Below are 23,795 nucleotides of genomic sequence, written 5' to 3' on the forward strand. Positions count from 1 at the left end.
CGGTTCCCCATGGCGCTCCAGCCAACCCAGCCCTCGGCACCGACGAGCCTCGTGCCGCCGCACCGCCGCTTCTCCGCGATCCCGGACGCCACGGGCATGTACGACCCGGCGAACGAGAAGGACGCCTGCGGTCTCGCGATGGTCGCGACCCTGCGCGGCACCCCCGGGCACGACATCGTCGACGCGGCCCTCGGTGCGCTCCGGAACCTCGAGCACCGCGGTGCCGTGGGGTCCGACGCTGGCACCGGTGACGGCGCGGGCATCCTGTGCCAGGTGCCCGACGAGTTCCTGCGGGCCGTCGTGCCGTTCGAGTTGCCGGCAGCGGGCGAGTACGCCGTCGGCACCGCCTACCTGCCCCTGGACGACGACGCCCGCCACGCGGTGAAGGGCGCCGTCGAGCGGCTCGCCCGCGAAGAGGGCCTGAAGGTCCTCGGGTGGCGCGAGGTCCCGGTGCGTCCGGAGGTCCTCGGCACGCTCGCCCGTGCCGCGATGCCGGCGTTCGAGCAGCTCTTCGTCGCCTCCATCCGGCACGACGTGCACGGTGCCTCGTGGAGCGGCATCGCGCTGGACCGCCAGGCCTTCCGGCTCCGCAAGCGTGCCGAGCACGACAACGACCTGTACTTCATGTCGCTGTCGAGCCGTACCATGGTCTACAAGGGCATGGTCACGACGCTCCAGCTGGAGCCGTTCTACCCGGACCTCAGCGACGAGCGCTTCGCGTCGAAGCTCGCGATCGTGCACTCGCGCTACTCCACGAACACGTTCCCGTCGTGGCCGCTCGCGCAGCCGTTCCGGACGATCGCCCACAACGGTGAGATCAACACCGTGCGCGGCAACCGCAACTGGATGCGCGCGCGCCAGTCGCAGCTCGAGAGCGAACTGCTCGGCGACATGGCCCCGCTGCTGCCCATCGTGAGCCCGGGGGCGAGCGACTCGGCCTCGTTCGACGAGGTCCTCGAGCTGCTGACCCTGACCGGCCGGACCCTGCCGCACGCCGTGTCGATGATGGTTCCAGAGGCGTGGGAGAACCAGGTCGGGATGGACCCGGACCTCCGCGCGTTCTACGAGTACCACTCGATGCTCATGGAGCCGTGGGACGGTCCCGCCGCGATCACCTTCACCGACGGCTCGCTCGTCGGCGCCACCCTCGACCGCAACGGCCTGCGCCCCGGACGCTTCCTGGTCACCGACGACGGCCTCATCGTGATGGGCTCCGAGACCGGGGTCATCGACGTGCCGGCCGCCAAGGTCGTGCGCAAGGGCCGCCTGCGTCCGGGCCGGATGTTCCTGGTGGATACCGAGGCCGGCCGCATCATCGAGGACGACGAGGTCAAGCGCGAGCTCGCCGCCTCCGGTCCGTGGGGCGACTGGCTCGAAGCCGGACGCATCAACCTCAACGACCTGCCGGAGCGCGAGCACATCGTGCACACCCCGGCGTCGGTCACCCGTCGTCAGCGCGCGTTCGGGTACACCGAGGAAGAAGTCCGCATCCTGCTGCGCCCGATGGCAGCAGCGGGTGCCGAACCCCTCGGCGCGATGGGCTCGGACACCCCGATCGCCGTGCTGTCGGAGCGTCCGCGCCTGCTCTTCGACTACTTCACGCAGCAGTTCGCGCAGGTGACCAACCCGCCGCTCGACTCGATCCGCGAGCAGGTCATCACCTCGATGGGGATGGGACTCGGTCCGGAGCGCAACCTGCTCTCCGCCGGTCCCGAGCACGCGAAGCAGATCACGCTCGACTTCCCGGTGATCGACAACGACCAGCTCGCCAAGGTCCAGCACTTCGAGACCGAGTCGGGTCGCCACCTGACCGTCACGATCAAGGGCCTGTACCGCGTCGACGCCGGCAAGAAGGCGATGCAGAAGCGCATCGCCGCCGTGTGCGACGAGGTCGACGCCGCCATCGAGTCCGGCAAGCAGTTCATCGTGCTGTCCGACCGCGACGGCAACTCCGAGCAGGCACCGGTGCCGAGCCTCCTGCTCCTCGCCGCGGTCCACCACCACCTGATCCGCACCGAGCAGCGCATGAAGGTCGGGCTGATCGTCGAGGCCGGCGACGTGCGCGAGGTCCACCACGTGGCGACCCTCATCGGGTACGGTGCCTCGGCGATCAACCCGTACCTGGCGATGGAGACCTGCGAGAACCTGGTCCGCGCCGGCATGATCCCCGGGATCACCCCGGAGCAGGCCGTCAAGAACGTCATCAAGGCGCTCGGCAAGGGCGTACTGAAGATCATGTCGAAGATGGGCATCTCCACGGTGTCCAGCTACGCCGGTGCGCAGGCGTTCGAGGCCGTCGGGCTCAGCCAGGAGTTCGTCGACAAGTACTTCACGGGCACCTCGTCGATCCTGGGCGGCGTCGACATCGACGTCATCGCCAAGGAGAACGCCGAGCGGCACGCCCAGGCGTACCCGCAGGACGGCGCCGTGCTCTCGCACGAGCGACTGCAGATCGGTGGCGAGTACCAGTGGCGCCGTCAGGGCCCGCCGCACCTGTTCAACCCGGACACGGTGTTCCGCCTGCAGCACGCCACCCGTGCCCGCCGCTACGACATCTTCCGCGAGTACTCGAGCGCCGTGGACGACCAGTCCGAGCAGCTCATGACGCTCCGCGGGCTGTTCCGGTTCAAGCAGGGCGCTCGGAAGCCCATCGCGCTCGACGAGGTCGAGTCGATCGAGTCGATCGTCAAGCGGTTCAACACCGGTGCGATGTCCTACGGGTCCATCTCGAAGGAAGCTCACGAGACGCTCGCCATCGCGATGAACCGACTCGGTGGCCGTTCGAACACGGGTGAGGGCGGCGAGGACGTCGACCGCCTGCTCGACCCCGAGCGCCGCAGCGCGATCAAGCAGGTCGCCTCCGGCCGGTTCGGCGTGACGAGCATGTACCTCACGCACGCCACCGACATCCAGCTCAAGATGGCGCAGGGCGCGAAGCCCGGCGAGGGCGGTCAGCTGCCCCCGGCCAAGGTCTACCCGTGGGTGGCCCGCACCCGGCACGCCACCGCGGGCGTCGGCCTCATCTCGCCGCCGCCGCACCACGACATCTACTCCATCGAGGACCTCAAGCAGCTGATCTTCGACGTCAAGCGCGCCAACCCGGCCGCCCGCGTCCACGTGAAGCTCGTGAGCCAGTCCGGCATCGGTGCGGTTGCGGCCGGCGTGACGAAGGCCCTGGCCGACGTCGTGCTCGTTTCCGGCCACGACGGCGGCACCGGCGCGAGCCCGCTCAACTCGCTCAAGCACGCCGGCACCCCGTGGGAGATCGGCCTGGCCGAGACCCAGCAGACGCTCATGCTGAACGGCATGCGTGACCGCGTCGTCGTGCAGGTGGACGGGCAGATGAAGACCGGACGCGACGTGGTCGTGGCCGCGTTGCTCGGGGCCGAGGAGTACGGCTTCGCGACCGCCCCGCTCGTGGTCGAGGGCTGCATCCTGATGCGCGTCTGCCACCTGGACACCTGCCCGGTCGGCGTCGCCACGCAGAACCCCGAGCTCCGCAAGCGGTTCTCCGGCAAGCCCGAGTTCGTCGTGAACTTCTTCGAGTTCATCGCACAAGAGGTCCGCGAGCTCCTCGCCGAGCTCGGCTTCCGCAGCCTCGACGAGGCGATCGGGCAGACCGACGCGCTCGACGTCGACCGTGCCGTCGAGCACTGGAAGGCCTCGGGGCTCGACCTCGCGCCGGTGCTCAAGGGACCGCACTTCGACGACGCCGAACCTCGCCGCCACCACCGCGAGCAGGACCACGAGCTGGACCAGCACTTCGACGTGCAGCTCATCCAGCAGACCGCGGACGTGCTCGACCACGGCGGTTCGATCGCGCTCGACCTGCCCATCCGCAACACCGAGCGCGCCGTCGGCACCATGCTCGGCCACCAGGTGACCCTGCGGCACGGCGAGCACGGCCTGCCGAACGGCTCGATCGACGTGACGCTGCGCGGTTCCGCCGGGCAGTCGCTCGGCGCGTTCCTGCCGGCGGGCATCACGCTGCGGCTCATCGGCGACAGCAACGACTACGTCGGCAAGGGGCTCTCCGGCGGCCAGATCGTCGTCCGGCCCGACGCCGGCTCGGGCTTCGACCCGGCCGAGAACGTCATCGCCGGCAACGTCATCGGGTACGGCGCCACCCAGGGCAGCATGTTCATCCGCGGCATCGTGGGCGAGCGCTTCCTGGTGCGGAACTCCGGAGCCACGGCCGTCGTCGAGGGCGTGGGGGACCACGCTCTCGAGTACATGACGGGCGGGCTCGCGCTCATCCTCGGCGAGACCGGCCGGAACCTCGGCGCCGGCATGTCCGGTGGGACGGCGTACGTCCGAGGCCTGCGCCAGGAACACGTCAACACCGACGCCCTGGCGTCCGGCGAACTCCGGCTCGAGGCGCTCGACAGCGCCGACGTCGAGATCGTCACCGACCTGCTCACCCGGCACGCCGACGAGACGGGGTCGACGCTCGCGTCCGACCTGCTGGCGTCCGGAGACCTGAGCGACTTCGTCAAGGTGCTGCCGCGCGACTACGCGGCGGTGCTCGAGACGCGCAGACAGGCCGTCGACGAGGGGCTCGACCCCGACGGTGACATCGTTTGGAATCGGATCATGGAGGTGACCGGTGGCTGACCCCAAGGGATTCCTGAAGGTCCAGGAACGCGAACTCCCGCCCCGGCGACCCGTGCCCGTGCGGCTCATGGACTGGAAAGAGGTCTACGAGCAGCAGGAGTCCGGTGTCCTGAAGCGCCAGGCCGGCCGCTGCATGGACTGCGGCGTGCCGTTCTGCCACCAGGGCTGCCCGCTCGGCAACCTGATCCCGGAGTGGAACGACCTGACCTGGCGCGGTGAGGGCCGCCAGGCGATCGAGCGCCTGCACGAGACGAACAACTTCCCGGAGTTCACGGGTCGGCTCTGCCCGGCACCGTGCGAGTCGTCGTGCGTGCTCGGCATCAACCAGCCCCCGGTGACGATCAAGCAGGTCGAGGTCTCGATCATCGACCAGGCGTTCCAGAACGGCTGGGTCACGCCGCACCCGCCGGAGCGCCTGACGGGAAAGACCGTCGCCGTCGTGGGCTCCGGTCCCGCCGGACTCGCCGCCGCGCAGCAGCTCACGCGTGCCGGCCACACGGTCGCCGTCTACGAGCGGGACGACCGCATCGGCGGGCTGCTCCGCTACGGCATCCCGGACTTCAAGATGGAGAAGCGCCAGATCGACGCGCGCCTCGCCCAGATGCAGGCCGAGGGCACGCGGTTCCGTGCCGGGGTCGAGATCGGCAAGGACATCGCCTGGGACGACCTGAAGTCGCGCTACGACGCGGTCGTCGTCGCCACCGGTGCCACGGTGCCGCGCGACCTGCCGATCCCGGGGCGCGACCTCGAGGGCGTGCACTTCGCCATGGACTACCTGGTCCAGCAGAACAAGGCGAACGCGGGCACGACGGTCGACAACCAGATCACGGCAGAGGGAAAGCACGTCGTCGTCATCGGCGGCGGCGACACCGGCGCGGACTGCATCGGCACCGCTCACCGCCAGGGCGCGTTGAGCGTGACGAACCTGGCCATCGGCAAGCAGCCGCCGCTCGAGCGTCCGTCCGACCAGCCGTGGCCGATGTTCCCGACCGTGTTCGAGATCACGAGCGCCCACGAAGAGGGCGGCGAGCGGCACTTCCTCGCCTCGACCGTCGAGTTCCTGTCGAACGACGCCGGCGAGGTCCGCGCACTGCGGGTCGCCGAGACCGAGTACCTCGACGGCCGACGGGTCCCGAAGGCGGGCAGCGAGCGGGAGATCCCGGCCGACCTCGTCCTCATCGCGATGGGCTTCACCGGCCCCGAGTCGGACACCATCGAGCCCCAGCTCGGTCTGCCGACCACGGTCTCCGGGGCGCTCGACCGCCGTGCCGACTACGCGACCAACGAGGCCGGCGTGTTCGTCGCCGGCGACGCGGGTCGCGGGCAGTCGCTCATCGTGTGGGCGATCGCCGAGGGCCGTGCCGCGGCCGCCCAGGTCGACGAGTACCTCGAGGGCTCCACGATCCTGCCGGCACCGGTCAAGGCGACCGACCGGGCGATCTCCGTCTGATGTCGGACGATCACGGAATGTCGGACGGCCACCAGATGTCGGACCGCCGCCAGACGGCGGACCGTCTCCACCAGATGCTCACGCTCCCGTGAGCGTGAGGCCACCAGCACTCGGTAGGGTGCTGGTGGCCTCGCTTCGTTCCGCGCGGCCCCACAGCGCGGAAACCCAAGCTCCATCCACCACCACGAAGGAATCCATTGAGACGCGCAAAGATCGTTTCGACGCTCGGACCGGCAACGTCGGACTACGAGACCGTCAAGGAGATCATCGAAGCGGGCGTCGACGTCGCCCGCCTCAACCTCAGCCACGGTGACTACAGCGTTCACGAGGCCAACTACGTCAACGTCCGTCGTGCCGCCGAAGAACTCGGCAAGCCCGTCGCGATCCTCGTCGACCTGCAGGGTCCGAAGATCCGTCTGGCACGCTTCGCCGACGGCCCGCACGACCTGGCGGTCGGTGACATCTTCACCATCACGACCGAGGACGTCCCTGGCTCGAAGGAGATCTGCGGCACGACGTTCAAGGGCCTGCCGCAGGACGTCAAGCCCGGCGACCCGCTGCTCATCGACGACGGCCGTGTCCGCCTCCGTGTCCTCGACACCGACGGCGTGCGGGTCCGCACCGAGGTCGTCGTCCCCGGCACGGTGTCCAACAACAAGGGCATCAACCTGCCCGGTGTCGCCGTCAACGTCCCCGCGCTGAGCGAGAAGGACGAGGCCGACCTGCGCTGGGCGATCCGCCAGGGCGCCGACCTCATCGCGCTGTCGTTCGTGCGCAACGCGAGCGACGTCGTGCGTGCCCACGAGATCATGGACGAAGAGGGCAAGCGCCTGCCGGTCATCGCCAAGGTCGAGAAGCCCCAGGCCGTCGACGCGCTCGAGGAGATCATCGACGCCTTCGACAGCATCATGGTCGCCCGCGGTGACCTCGGCGTCGAGCTCCCGCTCGAGGCCGTCCCGATCGTGCAGAAGCGCGCCGTCGAGCTGTCCCGCCGCATGGCGAAGCCGGTCATCGTCGCGACGCAGATGCTCGAGTCGATGATCTCGTCGCCGATCCCCACCCGCGCCGAGACGTCCGACGTCGCGAACGCCGTCCTCGACGGTGCCGACGCGGTCATGCTGTCCGGTGAGACGAGCGTCGGTGAGTACCCGGTGCAGACCGTCCGCACCATGGCCCGCATCGTCGAGTCCACCGAGGACCACGGTCTCGAGCGCATCGCCCCGCTCGGCACCAAGCCGCGCACGCTCGGTGGGGCGATCACCCTCGCCGCCGTCGAGATCGCCGAGTTCACCGAGGCGTCGTACCTCTGCGTCTTCACCGAGTCCGGCGACTCGGCCCGCCGCATGTCGCGCCTGCGCCACGGTCTGCCGATCATCGCCTTCACCCCGAACGAGGCCACGCGCCGCCGGATGGCCCTCACCTGGGGTGTCCGTTCGTTCCTGGTGGAGCGGAAGACCCACACCGACGAGCTCTTCTCGCAGGTGGACGACGTCCTCCTCGAGAACGGCCTGGCTGCCCCCGGCGACCGCGTCATCGTGACGGCCGGGTCCCCTCCCGGCATCGAGGGCTCGACGAACGACCTGCGCGTGCACCGGGTGGGCGACGCCCACGCCGAGGCCGCCCCGGCCTACGTCCGGGACTGATCCGAGGGATCCGTCGCCACCAGGGCGCGGACTGGAGGCCCGGCGCGAGCAGCGCCGACCGCTTCCGGTCCGCGCCCTGCCGCGTCTCCACGGCCCTGGTGGTGACCGGACGTCGGCCGCAGGCGGCAGGATGGTCGCTGTGAGCCTCCGATCCGACACCCCGGCGCCGCGCGCCGACGTCCGCCGCTGGCGTCGCTACCTGGCCGACGAACGTGCCGAGGCGGCCGTGTACCGCAACCTCGCTGCCCGCCGTTCCGGCGAGGAGCGCGAGATCCTCGCCGCGCTGGCCGAGGCCGAGGGACGGCACGCCGACCACTGGCTCGACCTGCTCGGCGACGACGTCGGACGGCCCCAGCGGGGGAGCCTGCGCACCCGGGTGCTCGCCGTGCTGGCCAAGCGGTTCGGGTCGGTCTTCGTCCTCGCGCTCATGCAGCGCGCCGAGGACCGCTCGCCGTACGCCGACGACTCGGACGCGACCGCGCGGATGGCCGCCGACGAGCGGATCCACGGCGAGGTCGTGCGCGGGCTCGCGAACCGGGGCCGGATGCGGCTGTCCGGCACGTTCCGGGCGGCGGTGTTCGGCGCGAACGACGGTCTGGTGTCCAACCTGGCGCTCATCATCGGCATCAGTGCTTCGGGGGCCGACCGGCACTTCGTGCTGCTGAGCGGCATCGCCGGCCTGCTCGCCGGCGCGTTGTCGATGGGGGCGGGGGAGTACGTCTCCGTCCGGTCGCAACGCGAACTGCTCGAGGCGTCCGCGCCGCACCCCGAGGCCGGCAAGGCGGTGTCGGACCTGGACGTCGATGCGAACGAGCTCGCGCTGGTCTACCGCGCGCGCGGGATGTCCGAGGCCGAGGCGACCGAGCACGCCGCGCAGGTGCTGTCCGGCATCGGCGAGCGGCGGCCGGCGACCGGTTCGACCGCGGTCGCGGACGACCACGAGGCGGTCGGTACCGGGCTGAGCGCCGCGGTGTCGAGCTTCTGCTTCTTCGCCTCGGGCGCGATCATCCCGGTGCTCCCGTTCCTGTTCGGGATGCAGGGGTGGCCGGCGATCGCGGTGGCCGGCGGGCTGGTGGGCATCGCCCTGCTCGGCACCGGTGCCGTCGTCGGCGTGCTGAGCGGAGCGTCTCCCGGCAAGCGGGCCTTCCGGCAGCTCGCCATCGGGTTCGGTGCGGCGATCGTGACCTACGCACTCGGGCTGCTCTTCGGCACCGGCTCCGCGTGACCTTGGTATTCATATACGAGATGTGAGATGCTGTTGGGATGGCATCCGATCGTCTTCCCCGGCTCGACCTCGCCCACGTGGACGGACTCCGGGGGATCCTCGCGATCCTCGTCGTCCTGGCGCACACCGCTCGGTTCACCGGGGTGGCCGGAGCGCTCGAGGAATCGATGCCCGTCGTCTGGCGCCTGCTCGACGCCGGCGACGTACGGGTCCCCGCCTTCGTCGCGATCTCCGGGTTCACGCTCATGATCGCGGTGGCTGGACGGCGGGACCTCGCCCTCGGCAGCAGCTACCTGGTGTTCGCGCAGCGGCGCATCCGACGGCTCGTGCCGCCCTACCTCGCCGCGCTGCTGGTCTCGCTCGCACTCATCGCGTTCGTGCCGGTGATGGGGGTCCCGCACGGCACGCTCTGGGACGACAAGCTCCCCGTGACGTTGCAGAGCATCGTGGCGCACGTCTTGCTGGTGCACAACTTCTCGCCGGACTGGATCACGACCATCAACGGGACGCTGTGGAGCCTGCCGATCGAGATGCAGCTCATGCTCCTGATGCCGGTGCTCCTGGTCGTCTGGCGACGCGTGCCGCCGCTCGTCCTCGTCGCACTGCTGTTCGTGTTGGCCGCGGTCTCCGTCCGGACCGGGGTCGGCGCGTGGTCGGCGCCCCACTTCCTGGGCATCTTCGCCCTGGGCATGTACGGCGCGTCCCTGGTCGTCGGCCCCGAGGATGAGCTGCGCCGCCGACGTCCCCGCCTCGCGCGGGCGCTCCTGCGTCACCAGCGCTCGACGCTGGTCCTCGCCACCGTGGTGCTGGTCGCGGCGTACGGCCTGGTCGTCGTGGCGCCCGGCGCCGTGTCCGGGGTCACGGTGGGTGTGGTGGTCGGCGTCGGATCGACCCTGCTCCTGATGGTCCTCGCCGAGGGGCAGCGGACGGGGCACGCCGGGACGCACCGCGCGCGTGGGGTGCTCGGCGGCCGGCGACTGGTCCAGTTCGGCCTGGTGTCGTACAGCGTGTACCTGGTGCACAGCCCCTTGCTCGCGCTCGGGAACCTGCTCCTCCTGCCGCTCGACCTGCCGACCCCGGTGCAGTTCGCGCTGATGCTGTTCGGTGTCGCCCCCGTCGCCGTCGCGCTCTGCGTGCTGTTCGCCGTGGTGGTCGAGCGTCCGTTCATGAACTCGCACCAACGCGCGCTGCTCGAGGGCGCCTTCGGCCGCCGCCGCCGCGACGGCGGTCAGCGTCGGACGGCGGCGCGCGGGGGGAGCAGCAGCAGTGCAGCGGCGCCGACGACGATGAGCGCGATGCCGGCGAACACCATGAAGACCGCGAGCGCGAGCCCCGGGGCGACGAGCACGGCCACGCCGCCGAGGATCGACAGCACCCCGCTCACGAGCGTCGGCACGCGCGACGATCCCGGGTGCCCGACGAACCCACCGACGATCGACACGATCCCCTCGATCACGAACCCGACACCGGCGAGCACCGCGTAGACGACGAGCGGGATCGCCGGGTCGAGCAGGGTCACGAGCCCCGCGACCGCGACCAGGCCGCCGACGATGCCGGACGTCCACCGCCACACCGGACGGGTGCCGTGCCCCCGCACCGCGGCGAAGACGCGCAGTGCCCCGGCCACGACGAGGTACACGCCGAACAGCAGCGCCACGAGCACGAGCGACGGGCGGGGCCAGACGATGGCCACGATGCCCAGTGCGATGGCGACGACGGCGGTGACGACGACGAACACCCGGAACGTCCTGACGGCACGAGAATCCACGAGCGCTCCTCCCTGATCGCCAGCGCTGGTGTCCAGCACGCTACCCGTCGGAGCCGCGGGCCGTGCAACGACCTGCAACCCCCGCGGTCGTACCGTGCGGAGCAGGCGCGCGACCCGTGCGCCCCGACAGCGTCGTCGAAAGGGCACCACCATGACCATCGCACCCTCGCCCACCAGCTACGCCGCACCCGGCGAGCCCGGCTCCCTGGTCGAGTACCGATCCCGGTACGACCACTTCATCGGCGGGGAGTACGTGCCGTCCGCCAGCGGGCAGTACTTCGAGAACCCCACCCCCGTCACGGGCAAGGTGTTCACCGAGGTGGCCCGCGGTGACTCCACGGACGTCGACCGGGCCGTCGCCGCCGGATGGAAGGCGTTCCCGGCCTGGGGACGGACGAGCGCGGCCGAACGTGCCGTCATCCTCAACAAGCTCGCGGACCGCATGGAGGAGCACCTCGAGATGCTCGCCGTCGCCGAGACGTGGGAGAACGGCAAGCCGATCCGCGAGACCCTCGGCGCCGACATCCCGCTCGCGATCGACCACTTCCGGTACTTCGCCGGGGCGATCCGCGCACAGGAGGGCTCCGCCGGCGAGATCGACCACGACACCGTGGCCTACCACTTCCACGAGCCGCTCGGCGTGGTCGGGCAGATCATCCCCTGGAACTTCCCGATCCTGATGGCGGTGTGGAAGCTCGCACCGGCCCTCGCCGCCGGCAACTGCGTCGTGCTGAAGCCCGCCGAGCAGACCCCGGCGTCCATCCACGTGCTCGTCGAGCTCATCCGCGACCTGCTGCCCGCCGGGGTGCTCAACGTGGTCAACGGCTTCGGCATCGAGGTCGGCGCACCGCTCGCGCAGCACCCGGACATCCGGAAGATCGCCTTCACGGGGGAGACCACGACCGGGCGGCTGATCATGCAGTACGCCTCGCAGAGCCTCATCCCGGTGACGCTCGAGCTCGGCGGCAAGAGCCCGAACGTGTTCTTCCCCGACGTGGCGGCCGAGAAGGACTCCTTCTACGACAAGGCGCTCGAGGGCTTCACGTTCTTCAACCTCAACCAGGGCGAGGTCTGCACGTGTCCGTCGCGGGCACTCGTGGCGAAGGAGATCTACGACGGGTTCGTCGCCGACGGCCTGGAACGCGTCCGCGCCGTCAAGCAGGGACACCCGCTCGACCTGTCGACGATGATCGGCGCCCAGGCGTCCAACGACCAGCTCGAGAAGATCCTGAGCTACATCGACATCGGCAAGCAGGAGGGTGCGAAGCTCCTGACCGGTGGCGAGCGCGCCGACCTGGGCGGCGAACTCTCCGGCGGCTACTACGTCACGCCGACGGTGTTCGAGGGCGACAACTCGATGCGGATCTTCCAGGAGGAGATCTTCGGGCCCGTGCTCGCGCTGACGTCCTTCAGCGGCTACGACGACGCGATCGCCACGGCCAACGACACCCTGTACGGGCTCGGCGCCGGGGTGTGGAGCCGGGACGTCACGACCCTGTACCGCGCCGGACGGGACATCCAGGCCGGGCGCGTGTGGTCGAACACGTACCACCAGTACCCGGCGGGTGCGGCCTTCGGCGGCTACAAGCAGTCCGGCATCGGGCGCGAGAACCACAAGATGATGCTCGACCACTACCAGCAGACGAAGAACCTGCTCGTCTCCTACGCCGATGGACCGATGGGCTTCTTCTGATGCCCGACACCGCACGCGTCGCGGTGACGCCGGCGGCGGGGGAGCTCCTGCGGACCCTCACCGCCCGGCACGGTCCGCTGATGTTCCACCAGTCCGGCGGCTGCTGCGACGGCTCGAGTCCGATGTGCTACCCCGTCGGCATGTTCCGGACCGGTCCGGGGGACGTCCTGCTCGGCGCGTTGCAGGTGGACGGCCTCGAGCCGGTCGAGGTCTACATGTCGGTGTCGCAGTTCGAGTACTGGAAGTACACGCACCTGACGATCGACGTCGTCGACGGTCGGGGCGGCGGGTTCTCGGTCGAGGTCCCGGAGGGCAAACGGTTCCTCACCCGGTCGCGGATGTTCGACGACGCCGAGCTCGCCGATCTCGGCCTGGTCCCGCGGGTGGCCCGGACGTAGGCTGACCGCACGCGTCGCGACGGAGCGGCGGGTGGGGTCGATCGGAGGACGCATGCGCGCACCCGGTCGGCTCCGCCCGCTCGTCGCCGCATCGTGGCAGCGGTCCGCCCGGGTCGACCCCGACGCCACCCCGGTCCTCGCCCTCGGCGACGACGAACTCGACGCCGTCCGGCACGACGGCCCACTCGCCACCCTGCTGCCGGTGGTCCGCCGGCTGCTGCTCGACGACTCCCGCTCGGCCGGGTGCGTCGTCGCCGTCGCGGACGCCGCGGGCCGTCTCGTCTGGGTCGACGGCGCCCGCTCCACCCGTCGCGCCGCCGAGGACATGGGCTTCGTCCCCGGGGCCGACTGGTCGGAGGACCGCGTCGGCACCAGCGCGCCCGGCACGGCACTGCGCCTCGACCGTCCGGTGCAGATCCGCTCCGACGAGCACTACGCGAACGCCGTCAAGCCGTTCTCGTGCACGGCGGTCCCGGTGCACGACGCGAGCGGTGCGACCGTCGGCGTGCTCGACCTGACGGGCGACGACCGCGCCGTCGAGCGGCACACGCTGTCGCTGCTCGCCGCCACGGTCGCCGCAGCCGAGGCCCAGCTCGCCCTCGCCGCGGTCCGACCACGGGCGCGGACACCCCGCGTACCGTCGGCCGAGCTGACCGTGCTCGGGACCGACACCGCCGTGCTCCGGATCGCCGACCGCCGGGTCGAGCTGTCCGCCCGGCACTCCGAACTGCTCGTCGTGCTCGCCGCGCACCCCGCCGGTCTCGCAGCGACCGACCTCGCCGCCGCCGTCTACGGTGACCCGGGCGCGGTCGTCACCCTGCGCGCCGAGGTCGTCCGGCTGCGCCGGGTCCTCGCGCAGCACGCGCCGGACGTGACCGTGACGTCGCGGCCGTACCGGGTGACCGGGGTCCGGACCGACGTCGACGGCGTGCTGTCCGCGCTCGAACGCGGGGCGCGCCTCCAGGCCGTCGACCGGTACGCCGGACCGGTCCTGCCGGGCTCCGCCGCACCCGGCGTCGACGCGGTCCGGGACCTGGTGCGGCTGCGGTTCCGCGAGTCGGTCGTCGCCGACGGCGGCGTCGACGCCCTGCTCGCGTGGGCGCGCACCCCGGACGGTGCGACCGACGCGCTCGTGCTCCGCGCGCTGCTCGCGGTGCTGCCGCGGCGGTCGCCGCGACGGGCCGGTCTCGTGGCGGCGATCGAGGCGCTCGAGGGCTCCTGAGACGGTCGACGACGGGCCGGGAGGCGCGGGTCGGGCTGGTAGTGTTGGCCTCCTCGCGAGTGTGGTGGAATCGGCAGACACGGGGCACTCAAAATGCTCTGCCTCACGGCGTGCGGGTTCAAGTCCCGCCACTCGTACGAAATTGCTCACGGCGTGCGGGGCAGTTCGGACCCGCGTCCCGCCACTCGTACGAAATTGCTCACGGCGTGCGGGGCGGTTCGGACCCGCGTCCCGCCACTCGTACCAAGCCGCTGATCCGACTGATCGATCTGCGTGGTCTGGGATACGGCACTTCCGACGTCTAGTAGGCTTTCGTCCGTGAGTGACACAGAAGCAACAGCACCAGCACCCCGTCGCGTCGTCGTCGCCGAGGACGAGTCGCTCATCCGCCTCGACATCGTGGAGATCCTCCGCGACAACGGGTTCGACGTGGTCGGTGAAGCCGGTGACGGTGAGACCGCCGTCCAGCTCGCGACCGACCTCCGCCCCGACCTCGTCGTGATGGACGTCAAGATGCCCCAGCTCGACGGCATCTCCGCAGCCGAGAAGCTGTCCAAGAACCACATCGCGCCCGTCGTCCTGCTGACGGCGTTCAGCCAGAAGGACCTCGTCGAGCGTGCGACCGAGGCCGGAGCGCTGGCCTACGTGGTCAAGCCCTTCACCCCGAACGACCTGCTCCCCGCGATCGAGATCGCCCTCTCGCGGTACCAGCAGATCATCACGCTCGAGGCCGAGGTCGCCGACCTCGTCGAGCGCTTCGAGACCCGCAAGCTCGTCGACCGCGCCAAGGGCCTGCTGAACGAGAAGATGGGCCTCACCGAGCCCGAGGCGTTCCGCTGGATCCAGAAGGCCTCGATGGACCGCCGCCTGACCATGCACGACGTCGCGAAGGCGATCATCGAGCAGCTCAGCGCCAAGAAGTAGTCCAGCGCACCACCGTCGCTCACGGAACGCCGTCGAACCTCCTGGGGTCGGCGGCGTTCCTGCGTCCGGGGGCGGGGCGTGTGCCGCGACCACCTGGCAGGCTGGAGCCATGGACGACGTGGTGATCCGGGCCTCCCGGCCTGACGACATGCCGGCGGTGGCGGACCTGCGGTGGCGGTGGAGCGTCGACGAGGACGGCCGCTCACCGGTGCAGACGCCGGGGGAGTACCGCAGGGCGATGACGGACTTCGCCGCCCGTCACCGGGAGTCGCACCGGTGCGTGGTCGCCGAGCGGGACGGCGTGGTGCTCGGCATGGCGTGGCTGGCGGTCCACCCGCGACCGCCGGCGCCGCACGTCGACGGTGACCGGTTCGCCGCCGAGCTGCAGACGGTCTACGTGCACCCGGAGCTGCGTGGTTCCGGCGTCGCCGGACGCCTCGTGACGGCGCTGCTCGAGCTCGCCGACGAGCTCGGCGTGGAGCGGACGTCGGTGCACTCGAGCGTGGACGGCGAACGGCTCTACCGGCGGCTCGGGTTCGGCGACGCCCGCCTGCTGCTGCAGCGGCCGCCGGAGGACTGAGCCGTCGCTCCGTCGCTCCGTCGGTCAGCGTCGCTCGCGGATCATGTTCGTGATCCGCACGGTGGAGCAGCGACGACCCTGGTCGTCGGTCAGGACGATCTCGTGGGTGGTGAGCGTGCCGCCCAGGTGGATGGCGGTGCACGTGCCCGTGACGATGCCGCTCGTGGCGCTGCGGGAGTGCGAGGCGCTGAGCTCGATGCCGACGGCGTAGCGGTCGGGCCCGGCGTGCACGTTCGCGGCCATCGAACCGAGGCTCTCCGCGAGGACGACGTAGGCACCGCCGTGCAGCAGGCCGACCGGCTGGCGGTTGCCCTCGACGGGGATCGAACCGACCGCCCGCTCGGCCGAGAGCTCGGTGATGACCATGCCCATCTTCTCGGCCAGCTCGCCCATGCCGCGTTCGTCGATGCGGGGATCGATCGTGGTCGATGTGGTGTCGTCGGTCACGGTCTGCGTCGACCTTCCGTGTCAGCGGGCGTCGGTAGGCTGTCCGGGTGTCGGACTCCGCAAAGCCTACCCTCATGGTCATCGACGGCCACTCGCTCGCCTTCCGGGCCTTCTACGCGCTGCCGGTCGACAGCTTCGTGAACCGCGAGGGGCAGCACACCAACGCGATCCACGGCTTCATCTCGATGCTGCTGATGCTCCTGCAGCGCGAGAAGCCCACCCACCTGGCGGTGGCGTTCGACATCTCCCGGTTCTCGTTCCGCACCCGTGAGTACGCCGAGTACAAGGGCACCCGCTCCGAGACCCCGGCCGAGTTCAAGGGCCAGATCCCGCTCCTGCAGCAGGCGCTCGAGGCGATGGGCATCACCACCGTCACGAAAGAGGACTACGAGGCCGACGACATCCTCGCGACCCTCTCCAAGCAGGGTGCCGACCAGGGCTTCAAGGTCTACGTGGTCTCCGGTGACCGCGACTCGATCCAGCTCGTCAACGACGACGTCACGCTGCTCTACCCGTCCGTCCGCGGTGTCTCCGAACTCACCCGCTACGACCGCGACAAGGTCTACGAGCGCTACGGCATCGAGCCCCACCAGTACCCGGACATCGCCGCACTCGTCGGCGAGACCAGCGACAACCTGATCGGCATCGACAAGGTCGGCGAGAAGACCGCGGTCAAGTGGGTCACTCAGTACGGGTCGCTCGACGGCGTCCTCGAGCACGCCGACGAGATCAAGGGCGTCGTCGGCAACAACCTGCGCGAACAGCAGGACCGGGCGATCCGGAACCGCCGGCTCAACCGCCTGGTCACCGACGTCGAGCTGCCCGTCGGTCCCGCCGACGTCGCGCTCCGCCCGGTCGACGAGACCGCGGTGCGCGAGCTCTTCGCCAAACTGCAGTTCCGCACGCTGCTCGACCGCGTCTTCAAGGTGGCCGGGTCGGGCGACCCCGCCGAGCCCGCGGCCGAGGGCACCGTCGATGACGGCGCGCCGACGCCGCCGCCCGTCAAGACCCTGATCGACGAAGAGCTCGGCTACTGGCTCGAGCGCCGCAACGCGACCGAGGCGGCGAACGGCTACGGCGTCGCGGTCGAGGTCATCGACGGACGCCTCAGCGCCATCGGCATCGCGACCCACGACGACGCCGTGCTGGTACCGGGCGGCAGCGGCGCGCAGGACTACGAGCAGCTCTCGGCCTGGTTCGCCTCCGACGCCCCGAAGCACTTCCACGACGCAAAGGCCGCCATCAAGGCGCTCGGCACCGCCGGCTTCGTCGTGAACGGCATCGCCGGCGACGCACGCATCATGGGGTGGCTCGCGCAGCCCGGCAAGCAGGGACAGCCACTGTCCGACCTCGTCTACCAGGAGCTCGGCGAAGAACTGCCGACGGCCGACCCCAACCAGCTGGTCCCCGAGACCGACCCGGTCAACGTCGGGGTGCACGCGTGGTTCGTGCTCCGCGTCACCACGGCCCTGCGCGCCCGGATCGACGGGTCCTCGCTGCAGGTCCTCGACGACATCGAGCTGCCGCTCGTGTCGGTGCTGGCCGGCATGGAGACCGTCGGCGTCGGCATCGACCGCCCGGTGCTCACCGGCCTGTCGAAGGAACTCGGGGAGCGCGCCGCCGAACTCGCGCAGCAGGCCTTCGCCGAGATCGGCCACGAGGTCAACCTCGGGTCGCCGAAGCAGCTGCAGGAAGTCCTGTTCACCGAGCTCGCGATGCCGAAGACCCGCAAGACCAAGACCGGGTTCTCGACCGACGCCGCGAGCCTGGCGGACCTGCAGGAACAGCACCCGCACCCGTTCCTCGGGCTCCTGCTGCAGCACCGCGACGCCACGAAGCTCCGGCAGATCGTCGACACCCTCGACGCCGCCGTGGTCGACGGGCGCATCCACACCCGGTACGAGCAGACCGGTACGAGCACCGGCCGGGTCTCGTCGACCGACCCGAACCTGCAGAACATCCCGGTGAAGACGGCCGTCGGTCGCCGGATCCGGTCGGCGTTCGCGGTGGCCGAGCCGTACACGACGCTCGTCACCGCCGACTACTCGCAGATCGAGATGCGGATCATGGCGCACCTCTCCGGCGACCCGGGGCTCATCCAGGCCTTCAACGAGGGCGAGGACCTGCACCGCTTCGTCGGCGCGCGGGTGTTCGGCGTCGACCCGTCCGAGGTCTCCAACGAGATGCGCACCAAGGTCAAGGCGATGTCCTACGGCCTGGCCTACGGGTTGAGCGCCTTCGGCCTGTCGAAGCAGCTGCGCATCGAGCAGTCCGAGGCCCGCACCCTGATGACCGAGTACTTCGCCCGCTTCGGCGCGGTGCGCGACTACCTGCGCAACGTCGTCGAGCAGGCGCGCGAGGACGGCTACACCGAGACGATCTTCGGTCGCCGTCGCCCGTTCCCCGACCTGAAGAGCCCGAACCGGGTCCTGCGCGAGAACGCCGAACGCGCCGCGCTGAACGCCCCGATCCAGGGTTCGGCCGCCGACATCATCAAGATCGCGATGCTCGGGGTCGCCGACGACCTGCGCGACGGCGAGCTGCAGTCGCACCTGCTGCTCCAGGTGCACGACGAGCTCATCCTCGAGGTCGCGCCCGGGGAGCAGGAGCGTGTCGAGGAGATCCTCCGTACCCGGATGGGCAGCGCCGCCGAGCTGACCGTCCCGCTCGACGTCTCGGTCGGTGTGGGGCCGAACTGGGAGAGCGCCGCCCACTGACCCGGGTGGCTCGGGAGTCCTGCCGACCCGCGGGTCGGTAGGGTCGGGGCATGAGCGAAGAGCGTCCTGTCCGCCAGCCGTCCGCCGTCGACCGCGTCGCCGAGGACTGGGTCACCACCCTCGTCGACCTCGACCCGACGACCGCCACGTACATCGGCGTCCCGGGGCGCACGGGGGAGTACGGCGACACCTCGCCCGCCGGCGCCGCCGCGATGGCCGAGGCCGCGCGCGGTGCGAAGCGTGCGCTCGACGCCGCTCCCGCCGCCGACTCGGTGGACCAGGTGACGAAGGCCGACCTCGGGGCCGAGCTGGACCTGGTGCAGGAGTCGTACGAGCGCAAGCTCCACCTCCGTGACCTCAACGTCATCGCGAGCCCGGCGCAGTCGGTCCGCGAGATCATCGACCTGATGCCGACCGCGACCGAGGGCGACTGGCAGGACATCGCGAGCCGACTGCACGCGCTGCCCGACGCGCTCGAGGGCATCCGCGAGACCCTGCTCGAGGGCACCCGCGAGGACGTCACCCCGGCGAAGCGCCAGGTCGCGCTCATCGCCGAGCAGGCGGCGCGAACCGGCGCCGAGGGCGGGATGTTCCGTCAGCTGGCCGACTCCGCGGCGTTCGAGGGCGACGGCCCCGTGCCGGAGACGCTCCGAGCAGACCTGCACCGCGGTGCCGAGGTCGCCGCGGCGGCCTACCGCTCGTTCGGCCAGTTCCTGGAGCACGAGCTGCTGCCGCTCGCCACCCCCGTCGACGCCGTCGGTCGCGAAGCCTACGAGCTGCACTCGCGCCGGTTCCTCGGCGCCGTCGTCGACCTCGACGAGACGTACGAGTGGGGCCTCGAGGAACTCGCGCGCATGCGGGACGAGCAGGAGCGCATCGCCGACCGCATCGAGTCCGGCGCGAGTGTCGCCCGGGCGATCGAGGTGCTCGACACCGACCCGTCCCGGATCCTGCACGGCACCGACGCGCTGCAGCGGTGGATGCAGGAGACGAGCGACGCGTCGATCGCCGCGATGGCCGGGACCTACTTCGACATCCCGGAACCGATCCGTCGCCTCGAGTGCCGGATAGCCCCCACGCAGGAGGGCGGCATCTACTACAGCGGCCCCTCCGACGACTTCTCCCGTGCTGGCCGCATGTGGTGGTCCGTGCCCGAGGGCGTCACCGAGTTCGGCACCTGGCGCGAGAAGACCACGGTCTACCACGAGGGCGTCCCGGGACACCACCTGCAGATCAGCCAGGGCGTCTACAACCGCGGCGAACTGAACACGTGGCGCCGGCAGCTGTCCGGGTCCTCCGGGCACGTCGAGGGCTGGGCGCTGTACGCCGAACGGCTGATGGAGCAGCTCGGGTTCCTCGACGACGACGGCGACCGGCTCGGCATGCTCGACGGGCAGCGCATGCGGGCGGCCCGCGTCGTGCTCGACATCGGCGTGCACCTGCAGAAGACGAACCCCGACGGCGGCGGCTGGACGTGGGAGTACGCGCTCGACTTCATGGGGCAGAACGTGAACATGGACCCCGCGTTCGTCCGGTTCGAGGTCGCCCGGTACTTCGGGTGGCCGGGGCAGGCCCCCTCGTACAAGGTGGGTCAGCGCGTCTGGGAGTCCATCCGCGACGAGGTCGCCGCCCGCGAGGGAGCCGACTTCGACCTGAAGGCGTTCCACCACCGTGCGCTCTCGCTCGGCAGCATCGGCCTCGACACCCTGCGGACCGCCCTGGTCGGGTGACGCGCCGTCGACACGCCCGGTTGTGGGGCCTCCGCCGGTGCGGTTAGACTTGTGCGGCGCAATCCGCGCCACTCAATCAATCGCCACGGCGGTGCACCACGGGGGCCGAGTCCCCGCACGCCATGGCCCGACTCATGTCCGTTCGGAGCAATCTCTACATGACAACCACTACGACCAAGGCTCCTAAGCAGGTCGCCATCAACGACATCGGTTCGGCTGATGACTTCCTGGCCGAGGTCGAGAAGACCCTGAAGTTCTTCAACGACGGTGATCTCATCTCCGGCACCGTCGTGAAGATCGACCGCGACGAGGTCCTCCTCGACGTCGGTTACAAGACCGAGGGCGTCATCCCCTCGCGCGAGCTCTCGATCAAGCACGACGTCGACCCCAACGAGGTCGTCGAGGTCGGCGACGAGGTCGAGGCCCTGGTTCTCCAGAAGGAGGACAAGGAAGGCCGCCTCATCCTGTCGAAGAAGCGCGCGCAGTACGAGCGTGCGTGGGGCGACGTCGAGAAGATCAAGGAGTCCGACGGCGTCGTGACCGGGACGGTCATCGAGGTCGTCAAGGGCGGTCTCATCGTCGACATCGGCCTCCGTGGCTTCCTCCCCGCCTCGCTCATCGAGCTCCGTCGTGTCCGCGACCTGACGCCGTACCTCGGCCAGGAGATCGAGGCGAAGATCCTCGAGCTCGACAAGAACCGCAACAACGTGGTCCTGTCGCGCCGTGCACTCCTCGAGCAGACGCAGTCCGAGTCCCGGACGACGTTCCTCAACAACCTCCACAAGGGCCAGGTCCGCAAGGGCATCGTGTCCTCGATCGTCAACTTCGGTGCGTTCGTGGACCTCGGCGGCGTCGACGGTCTCGTCCACGTCTCCGAGCTCAGCTGGAAGCACATCGAGCACGCCAGCGAGGTCGTCGAGGTCGGTCAGGAAGTCACCGTCGAGATCCTCGAGGTCGACCTGGACCGCGAGCGCGTGTCGCTCTCGCTCAAGGCGACGCAGGAGGACCCGTGGCAGGTCTTCGCCCGCACCCACGCGATCGGTCAGATCGCACCGGGCAAGGTCACGAAGCTCGTCCCGTTCGGTGCCTTCGTCCGCGTTGCCGACGGCATCGAGGGCCTCGTGCACATCTCGGAGCTCTCGAACAAGCACGTCGAGCTCGCCGAGCAGGTCGTCTCGGTCAACGACGAGGTCTTCGTCAAGATCATCGACATCGACCTCGACCGTCGCCGCATCTCGCTCAGCCTCAAGCAGGCGAACGAGGGCGTCGACCCGGAGAGCGACGAGTTCGACCCGGCGCTCTACGGCATGCCGACCGAGTACGACGACAAGGGTGACTACAAGTACCCCGAGGGCTTCGACCCGGAGACCAACGAGTGGCTCGAGGGCTACGACACGCAGCGCACCGAGTGGGAGGGCCAGTACGCGGCCGCCCAGGGTCGTTGGGAAGCCCACAAGGCGCAGGTCGCGAAGACCATCGCCGACGAGGCGCAGGGTGGCTTCGACCTCCCGGCCACGGCTTCCTCGTCGTCGTCGACCTCGTCGTTCGCCGGCGAGACGGGTGGCGCGAGCCCCCTGGCCGACGACGCGTCGCTCGCTGCACTCCGCGAGAAGCTCAGCTCGACCAACAACTGATCGAGCGGTTCGTCCCGACCGGAAGCCCGGCACCCCTGACAGGGTGCCGGGCTTCCGGCGTTTCCGGGCATCGGGGTCGTTACCCTGTTGCCGTGCACATCATCGGACTCACGGGCGGCATCGCCGCGGGCAAGTCGACGGTCTCCCGGCGCTGGGCCGAGCACGGGGCCGTCGTCGTCGACGCCGACCGACTGGCGCGGGACGCCGTGGCACCGGGCAGCCCGGGCCTGGCGCAGGTCGCCGAGCGGTTCGGTCCGTCGGTGATCGCCGCCGACGGTTCGCTCGACCGGCCGGCGCTCGGGTCGATCGTGTTCGCGGACCCCGCGGCGCGGAAGGACCTCGAAGCCATCACGCACCCCGAGGTCTGGCGGCTCGCGCAGCAGGCGTTCGACGCCGCCGAGGCCACCGACCCCGACGCCGTGGTGGTCTACGACGTGCCGTTGCTCGCCGAGGCCCGCGGCTCGCGTCCGCTCCGGTTCGACGCCGTCGTGGTGGTCGACGCCCCCGCGGCGCAGCGCATCGAACGGCTCGTCGAGCACCGCGGCATGCCCCGTGACGAGGCCGAGCGCCGCGTCGCCGCCCAGGCGAGCGATGCCGACCGTCTTGCCCTCTCCGACCACGTCGTCGACGCCACCGGGACGCTCGAGCAGACGATCCGCTCCGCTGACGAGGTGTGGGCGCGGATCACTCCATGAGCCACCGCCTGCTGCTCGTCCTCGCCGCGATCGTCCTCGTGGCGATCGGGGGCGCGTCGCTCGTCGCCGCGAACGTCCTCGGTGCCCAGCGAGTGGCGGACAACGGCCGGGTCGCGGTGCACGAGCGGCCGTCGGGTGACGAACACGGGCCCGAGGGGGAGTTCCACCGGTTCCGGCTCGGAACGGTGAACGGTGAGCGGCTCACCCCGAACCGTGACGACTTCGCCGCACGCACCTCGGCTGACGGGCCGCTCCTGCTGTTCCTGCCGGCGACGCGATCCCGTCCCGCGGAGTACCAGCGGTTCCTCGGGGCCGCCCTGGCCGACGGGTACCACGTGCTCGGCCTCGACTACTGGAACCTCGGCCGCACCCTGTCCGGCACGTGTGAGGCGAACGCACGCTGTTACGGCATGGTGCAGCGGAACCGCTTCGACGGCACGCGGCCCTCGGCGTTCAGCGCGGTCAGTCCGGCCGGGTCGATCGTCTCGCGCTTCCGGGACGCCGTCGCGTACCTCGACGACCACGACCCCGACGGCGGCTGGGGGCGGTTCGTCCAGGGCGACGACCGCATCGTCTGGAACGACATCGTCGTGGCCGGGCACTCGCAGGGCGGCGGAGAGGCGGCGTACATCGCCCACATCCGCAGTGTCCACGGCGCGCTGATGTTCTCGTCGCCCGTGGAGTCCCGCGGGCCGGCGCACGCAGCGTGGATGGACCGCCCGGGCCGGACACCGGTCGACCGGATGTACGCCATCGACGACGTCCGAGACACGTTCGGTCCCCGCATCACCGGTTCGTGGGACGTCCTGGGGTTGAGCGGTGTGTCCGGGCCGTTCGAGACGGACACCGCACCGCCACTCGCCGGAGCGGACCCGCATGCGATCCTCACCGACCTCGGCGGCGACGGCAAGGCGCACTCCCTGATCATCAAGGACTCGACGCCGCTCACCCGTGACGGCGTCCCCCGGATGCTCCCGCTGTGGCAGTGGATGCTGCACCGGTTCTCCACAGATCCCGCTGTTCCCTCTGACCGCTCATAGCGTCGCGCAATAGCC

The 23,795-nt window shown here is 70.5% G+C and carries 16 protein-coding genes, 1 tRNA gene and 1 pseudogene; 16 read left to right on the forward strand and 2 right to left on the reverse strand.

What is annotated here, in order from left to right:
* Nucleotides 1–9 precede the first annotated feature (9 nt).
* From gltB to DEJ06_RS09065, 5 genes and pseudogenes are all read left to right on the forward strand, one after another.
* Nucleotides 10–4,614, forward strand: coding sequence for a glutamate synthase large subunit (gene gltB / locus DEJ06_RS09045; protein ID WP_372500256.1), 4,605 nt, complete (start codon nucleotides 10–12; stop codon nucleotides 4,612–4,614).
* Complete coding sequence (locus tag DEJ06_RS09050) at nucleotides 4,607–6,064, forward strand: glutamate synthase subunit beta (RefSeq protein ID WP_111039086.1); 1,458 nt, start codon at nucleotides 4,607–4,609, stop codon at nucleotides 6,062–6,064. Before gltB ends, DEJ06_RS09050 begins: the two co-directional genes overlap by 8 nt.
* A 197-nt stretch (nucleotides 6,065–6,261) precedes the next feature.
* A complete protein-coding gene (gene pyk / locus DEJ06_RS09055) occupies nucleotides 6,262–7,707 on the forward strand; it encodes a pyruvate kinase (RefSeq protein ID WP_017887208.1) in 1,446 nt (481 codons plus the stop codon).
* Nucleotides 7,708–7,837: 130 nt separating this feature from the next.
* Nucleotides 7,838–8,932 (forward strand): VIT1/CCC1 transporter family protein, encoded by a 1,095-nt coding sequence (locus DEJ06_RS09060; protein WP_111031612.1) that lies wholly within the window; start codon nucleotides 7,838–7,840, stop codon nucleotides 8,930–8,932.
* Between the two features lie 38 nt (nucleotides 8,933–8,970).
* Nucleotides 8,971–10,062: pseudogene (locus DEJ06_RS09065) on the forward strand (acyltransferase family protein); the annotation flags it as partial.
* A 98-nt stretch (nucleotides 10,063–10,160) separates the two neighbouring features.
* Here the strand turns inward: DEJ06_RS09065 and DEJ06_RS18575 are convergent.
* Nucleotides 10,161–10,700: an HdeD family acid-resistance protein gene (locus DEJ06_RS18575; RefSeq protein ID WP_244993120.1), complete on the reverse strand. Its 540-nt coding sequence runs from the start codon at nucleotides 10,698–10,700 to the stop codon at nucleotides 10,161–10,163.
* A gap of 151 nt (nucleotides 10,701–10,851) precedes the next feature.
* On the opposite strand from DEJ06_RS18575, the gene DEJ06_RS09075 reads away from it, so the two are divergent.
* The 6 genes from DEJ06_RS09075 (at nucleotide 10,852) to DEJ06_RS09100 (ending at nucleotide 15,517) form a co-directional block, all read left to right on the forward strand.
* A complete protein-coding gene (locus DEJ06_RS09075) occupies nucleotides 10,852–12,393 on the forward strand; it encodes an aldehyde dehydrogenase family protein (RefSeq protein ID WP_111039088.1) in 1,542 nt (513 codons plus the stop codon).
* Nucleotides 12,393–12,791, forward strand: a complete 399-nt coding sequence (locus DEJ06_RS09080) for a DUF779 domain-containing protein (protein WP_111039089.1) — start codon at nucleotides 12,393–12,395, stop codon at nucleotides 12,789–12,791. Before DEJ06_RS09075 ends, DEJ06_RS09080 begins: the two co-directional genes overlap by 1 nt.
* A gap of 52 nt (nucleotides 12,792–12,843) precedes the next feature.
* The gene (locus DEJ06_RS09085) at nucleotides 12,844–14,013 is read left to right on the forward strand and encodes a helix-turn-helix domain-containing protein (protein ID WP_111039090.1); all 1,170 of its coding nucleotides are present in this window, start codon (nucleotides 12,844–12,846) and stop codon (nucleotides 14,011–14,013) included.
* 55 nt (nucleotides 14,014–14,068) lie between these two features.
* Nucleotides 14,069–14,150: transfer RNA gene (locus DEJ06_RS09090), tRNA-Leu, on the forward strand.
* A gap of 181 nt (nucleotides 14,151–14,331) precedes the next feature.
* Nucleotides 14,332–14,937, forward strand: a complete 606-nt coding sequence (locus tag DEJ06_RS09095; RefSeq protein ID WP_017887240.1) for an ANTAR domain-containing response regulator — start codon at nucleotides 14,332–14,334, stop codon at nucleotides 14,935–14,937.
* Between the two features lie 109 nt (nucleotides 14,938–15,046).
* Complete coding sequence (locus DEJ06_RS09100; protein ID WP_111039091.1) at nucleotides 15,047–15,517, forward strand: GNAT family N-acetyltransferase; 471 nt, start codon at nucleotides 15,047–15,049, stop codon at nucleotides 15,515–15,517.
* A gap of 24 nt (nucleotides 15,518–15,541) precedes the next feature.
* Here the strand turns inward: DEJ06_RS09100 and DEJ06_RS09105 are convergent, their stop codons facing one another.
* The gene (locus DEJ06_RS09105; protein WP_111039115.1) at nucleotides 15,542–15,910 is read right to left on the reverse strand and encodes a PaaI family thioesterase; all 369 of its coding nucleotides are present in this window, start codon (nucleotides 15,908–15,910) and stop codon (nucleotides 15,542–15,544) included.
* 128 nt (nucleotides 15,911–16,038) lie between these two features.
* On the opposite strand from DEJ06_RS09105, the gene polA reads away from it, so the two are divergent.
* The 5 genes from polA (at nucleotide 16,039) to DEJ06_RS09130 (ending at nucleotide 23,780) form a co-directional block, all read left to right on the forward strand.
* Nucleotides 16,039–18,681 carry a DNA polymerase I gene (polA, locus tag DEJ06_RS09110; protein WP_258372415.1) on the forward strand — a complete coding sequence of 881 codons (2,643 nt, stop codon included), beginning with the start codon at nucleotides 16,039–16,041 and terminating at the stop codon, nucleotides 18,679–18,681.
* 50 nt (nucleotides 18,682–18,731) lie between these two features.
* Complete coding sequence (locus tag DEJ06_RS09115) at nucleotides 18,732–20,411, forward strand: DUF885 domain-containing protein (RefSeq protein WP_111039093.1); 1,680 nt, start codon at nucleotides 18,732–18,734, stop codon at nucleotides 20,409–20,411.
* A 158-nt stretch (nucleotides 20,412–20,569) separates the two neighbouring features.
* Nucleotides 20,570–22,045: a 30S ribosomal protein S1 gene (gene rpsA, locus DEJ06_RS09120; protein ID WP_071403741.1), complete on the forward strand. Its 1,476-nt coding sequence runs from the start codon at nucleotides 20,570–20,572 to the stop codon at nucleotides 22,043–22,045.
* A 92-nt stretch (nucleotides 22,046–22,137) separates the two neighbouring features.
* The gene (gene coaE / locus DEJ06_RS09125; protein WP_111039094.1) at nucleotides 22,138–22,740 is read left to right on the forward strand and encodes a dephospho-CoA kinase; all 603 of its coding nucleotides are present in this window, start codon (nucleotides 22,138–22,140) and stop codon (nucleotides 22,738–22,740) included.
* The gene (locus DEJ06_RS09130) at nucleotides 22,737–23,780 is read left to right on the forward strand and encodes a hypothetical protein (RefSeq protein ID WP_111039095.1); all 1,044 of its coding nucleotides are present in this window, start codon (nucleotides 22,737–22,739) and stop codon (nucleotides 23,778–23,780) included. The genes coaE and DEJ06_RS09130 overlap by 4 nt, the downstream gene beginning before the upstream one ends.
* The last annotated feature ends 15 nt before the right edge of the window (nucleotides 23,781–23,795 follow it).

The sequence above is a fragment of the Curtobacterium sp. MCLR17_051 genome (assembly GCF_003234395.1).
Classification (GTDB): domain Bacteria; phylum Actinomycetota; class Actinomycetes; order Actinomycetales; family Microbacteriaceae; genus Curtobacterium; species Curtobacterium flaccumfaciens.